Raw genomic sequence first — 4,223 nt, 5'->3', positions numbered from 1 at the left:
CGCGGCGGCCAACGCCTTCCTGGACGCGCTCGCGCAGCACCGCCGTGCGCGCGGTCTGGCCGCGACCTCCCTCGGCTGGGGCCTGTGGGCGCAGGCGACCGACATGAGCGCGCACCTCAGCGATGCCGATCACCAGCGCATCGCCCGCGGTGGCATGGTCGCGTTCACGGCGGACGAGGGCATGGAGCTCTTCGATCTCTCCTTCCAGGCCCCCGAAGCCGCCCTGCTGCCGGTGAAGCTGGACTTCGCCGGTCTGCGGACCCGGGCCGGGAACGGCGCGGTGCCCGCCGTGCTGCGCGGACTGGTCTCTGCGGGCCGTCGCGCGGACCGGGCGCTGAACGAGATCGGGTTCGACTCCCTGACCTCCGTCGAACTGCGCAACCGGCTCTCCGCCCTCACCGGACTGCGGCTGCCCGCCACGCTGATCTTCGACCACCCCACCCCGATGAGGCTGATGGCGTACCTGGAGGGAGAGCTCGGCCAGGACACCGACGAGGTCGAGCTCCTGATGGCGGAACTCGACAGCCTCGAAGCCTCGTTCGCCCGGCTCGAACCCGACGACACGGCCCGCCGCCGGGTCCTCGCCCGGCTCCACTCGCTGACCGCCCGCTGGCAGCACGGCGCCGGAGCGGACGGGCCGGGCGGGCCGGAGGGAACGGCCGGGGAGATCGATCTCGACTCGGCCACCGACGACGAGATGTTCCAGCTGATCGACAGCGAGTTCGGCCTTGAGGAAGGGCACACGGCATGAGCAACGAGCAGCAGCTCCGCGACTATCTGAAGCGCGTTCTCGCGGACGCCCGCCGCTACCAGAGCCGGGTGCGCGAACTGGAGAGCGCGAACACCGAGCCGATCGCCGTCGTCGGCATGGCCTGCCGCCTCCCGGGCGGGGTGACCACCCCGGAGGAACTGTGGAGGCTGGTCGCCGACGAGTCCGACGTCATCACGGAGTTCCCCGAGGACCGGGGCTGGGACCGCGAAGCGCTCTTCGACCCGGATCCGGACCACACGGGCACGATCTACGCCCGCGAGGGCGGCTTCATGGACGACGTCGCCGGTTTCGACGCCGGGTTCTTCGGCATCTCGCCGCGCGAGGCGCTGGCGATGGACCCGCAGCAGCGGCTGATGCTGGAGACCTCGTGGGAGGTCCTCGAACGGGCCGGGATCGATCCGGTGAGCGTGCGCGGCACCGACGTCGGCGTCTTCACCGGCACGGCGGGCGGCGACTACCGCGCCGACACGCACGACATCCCGGAGGGCCTCGAAGGCCATCTGATGACGGGCGCCTCGCTGAGCGTCCTCGCGGGCAGGGTGTCGTACATCCTGGGCCTCGAAGGCCCGGCGGTGACCGTCGACACGGCGTGCTCGTCCTCGCTGGTGGCCCTGCACCTGGCGGTGCAGTCGCTGCGGTCGGGCGAGTCCTCGCTCGCGCTGGCCGGGGGCGTGACCGTGATGGCGACGCCGTTCACGCTCATCGGCTCCTCGCGCCAGCGCGGCCTGTCCGCCGACGCCCGGTGCAAGGCGTTCGCGGGGACCGCCGACGGCACCGGACTCGCCGAGGGCGCCGGCGTACTGCTCCTGGAGCGGCTGTCCGACGCGGTACGTCACGGGCGGCGCATCTGGGGAGTGGTCCGCGGCTCCGCCGTGAACCAGGACGGTGCCTCCAACGGTCTGACCGCGCCCAACGGGCCCTCGCAGCAGCGGGTGATCCGCACGGCGCTCGCCAACGCCGGTCTGGTGCCCGTCGACGTCGACGCGGTGGAGGCCCACGGCACGGGCACGGCCCTCGGCGACCCCATCGAGGCACAGGCCGTCCTGGCGACCTACGGGCAGCACCGTGACGCCGAGCGGCCCCTGTGGCTGGGCTCGCTGAAGTCGAACATCGGACACGCGCAGGCCGCCGCCGGCGTCGCCGGGGTCATCAAGATGGTCATGGCGATGCGGCACGGCGTACTGCCCCGCACCCTGCACGTCGACGAGCCGACCCCGCACGTCGACTGGACGGCCGGCCGCGTCGAAGTCCTGACCCGCGCCCGCCCGTGGCCGGAGCTGGACCGGCCGCGGCGGGCCGGAGTGTCCAGCTTCGGCGTCAGCGGCACCAACGCCCACGTCATCCTCGAACAGGCCCCGGAACCGGAGGCGATCGCCGCCGAGGAGGAGACCCCCGGCCTGGTGGGCGCCGAGGCCGTCCCGCTGCTGGTGTCGGCACGTGGCTCCGCGGCAGGACTCGCCGGACAGGCCAAGGCGCTGGCCGCGTTCCTCGCCGACCACCCCGAGGTGGGCACGGACGACGTGGCGCGTGCGCTCGTACGCACCCGGAGCCCGCTGCCCGAGCGGGCGGTCGTCGTCGCGGGCGACCGGGCCGAGGCGCTGGCCGCACTCGAAGCCCTCGCGGGCCCCGCCGCTCCCGGGAGGACGCCGGACATCACGGGTACGAAGGACGCACCCGGCCTCGTCGTCGGCGAGGACGGGGCCGTCAAGGGACGGAAGGTGTTCGTCTTCCCCGGTCAGGGTGCGCAGTGGGCCGGGATGGGGGCCGACCTCCTCGACACCGCTCCCGTGTTCGCGGCCCGGATGGAGGAGTGCGCGAAGGCACTGGACCCGCTGACCGGCTGGTCGCTGCTCGACGTCATCCGCCAGGCCGAAGGCGCTCCGTCACTGGACACCATCGACGTCGTCCAGCCCGTGTCGTTCGCCGTCATGGTGTCCCTGGCGGCGCTCTGGCAGGCGAGCGGGGTCGTGCCCGACGCGGTCGTCGGCCACTCCCAGGGCGAGATCGCCGCGGCCTGCGTGGCCGGCGGGCTCACCCTGGAGGACGCGGCGACCCTGGTGGTCATGCGCAGCCGCGCGATCGTCGGCATGCCCGGAAAGGGCGGCATGGCGTCGATCGCCGCAGCCGTGGACCGCGTGGCGGACCTCATCGAGGAGTGGCCGGACAAGCTCGACGTGGCGGCCGTCAACGGCCCCGCCTCGACGGTCGTCAGCGGTGACCTGGACGCGCTCGGAGAACTCCTGGCCCGCTGCGAGGCCGAAGGAATCCGGGCGCGGCAGCTCCTCCTCAACAACAGCGCCGGCCACTCCGTCCAGATGGAGGCCATCGAGGGCGAACTGCGCCGGTCCCTGGCCGGTCTCTCGCCCCGGTCGGGTGCGGTGCCCTTCTACTCGACGGTGACGGGCGAACTCTTCGACACCGCGAGGACGGCGCCACGGCCACCCCGAAGGTCGTGACCGGAACCCTGCGCCGGGACGAGAACGGCCCGCGCCGCTTCCTGGAAGCCCTCGCCGCCCTCCACGTGCGCGGCGTGGCGGTCGACTGGAACGCCGTCCTGGGCCGGAGCACGGGCCGACCGGTGGAACTGCCGACCTACGCCTTCCAGCACCAGCGGTACTGGCTCGACAGCGCCTGGGGCGCCGGCGGCCGGGCAGGGGGCACGGCGCTCCCGGGCCCCGACGACGAGACGTCACCGGAAGACGCGGCGGCCGACGCCCGCGGCCTCGTCCAGCGACTCGCCGCCATGTCCGCGGAGGAGCGGGACCACACCCTGCTCACCCTGGTCCGCACCTCGGCGGCCGCCGTGCTCGGCCACGAATCGGGCGCCGAACTGCCGCCCGGCCGTGCCTTCGGCGAAGTCGGCTTCACCTCCCTCGCCGCCGTCGACCTGCGCAACCGGCTGTCCCGTCTGACCGGCCTGCGCCTGCCCAGCACGCTGATCTTCGACCACCCGACGCCCCTCGCACTCACGCACTTCCTCAAGGGAGAGCTCTTCAGCACGACCACGGCCGAGGAACCGGTCATCGCCGAGCTGCGCCGCCTCGAAGAAGCGGCCGGCTCGCTCGCACCCGACCGGATCGAGGCCACCGGCCTCATCGCCCGGCTCCAGGCACTCACCGCGAAGTTGGAGGCAGCGGGCGGCGTCGCCCGCCCGGACGGGGCCGACGTCGCGGCCAGGCTCGCATCGGCCTCGGTGGACGACGTCTTCGCCTTCATCGACGTGGAATTCGGAGAGGGATAAAGAGATGAGCCAGGCGGGGAACGAAGAGAAGCTCCTCAAGTACCTCAAGAAGGTGACCACGGACCTGCACCAGGCCCGGCAGCGCATCGCCGAGCTGAGCGCCACCAGCACCGAGCCGGTGGCGATCGTGGGGGTGGCGTGCCGTTTTCCGGGTGGGGTGTCGTCGCCGGAGGATCTGTGGCGGTTGGTTGCCGGTGAGGTGGATGTCAT

Annotated in this window: 4 protein-coding genes; all 4 read left to right on the top strand. The window is 72.9% G+C overall.

Translation table 11 applies throughout. The features are described from left to right. A partial coding sequence (locus tag OO54_RS40705; protein WP_033212711.1) for a beta-ketoacyl reductase occupies window positions 1–751 on the top strand: 751 nt, incomplete at its 5' end. Further along, window positions 748–3,228 (top strand): type I polyketide synthase, encoded by a 2,481-nt coding sequence (locus OO54_RS42140; protein ID WP_051787919.1) that lies wholly within the window; start codon window positions 748–750, stop codon window positions 3,226–3,228. The genes OO54_RS40705 and OO54_RS42140, both read left to right, overlap by 4 nt. After that, window positions 3,225–4,013 (top strand): acyl carrier protein, encoded by a 789-nt coding sequence (locus OO54_RS49010; RefSeq protein WP_051787917.1) that lies wholly within the window; start codon window positions 3,225–3,227, stop codon window positions 4,011–4,013. The genes OO54_RS42140 and OO54_RS49010 overlap by 4 nt, the downstream gene beginning before the upstream one ends. Window positions 4,014–4,017: 4 nt before the next feature. After that, window positions 4,018–4,223: polyketide synthase docking domain-containing protein (locus OO54_RS40695; RefSeq protein ID WP_033212707.1), on the top strand; the 206-nt coding region annotated here is incomplete at its 3' end.

It is taken from the genome of Streptomyces wedmorensis (assembly GCF_000716445.1).
Lineage (GTDB): Bacteria > Actinomycetota > Actinomycetes > Streptomycetales > Streptomycetaceae > Streptomyces > Streptomyces wedmorensis.
The sequence above is the reverse complement of the archived record's forward strand: the minus strand, read 5'-3'. Positions and strand labels throughout refer to the sequence as shown.

Bases quoted from the DNA above. Each gene is read 5' to 3' on its own strand.
- OO54_RS42140 (WP_051787919.1), top strand. From the start codon at position 748: ATGAGCAACGAGCAGCAGCTCCGCGACTATCTGAAGCGCGTTCTCGCG.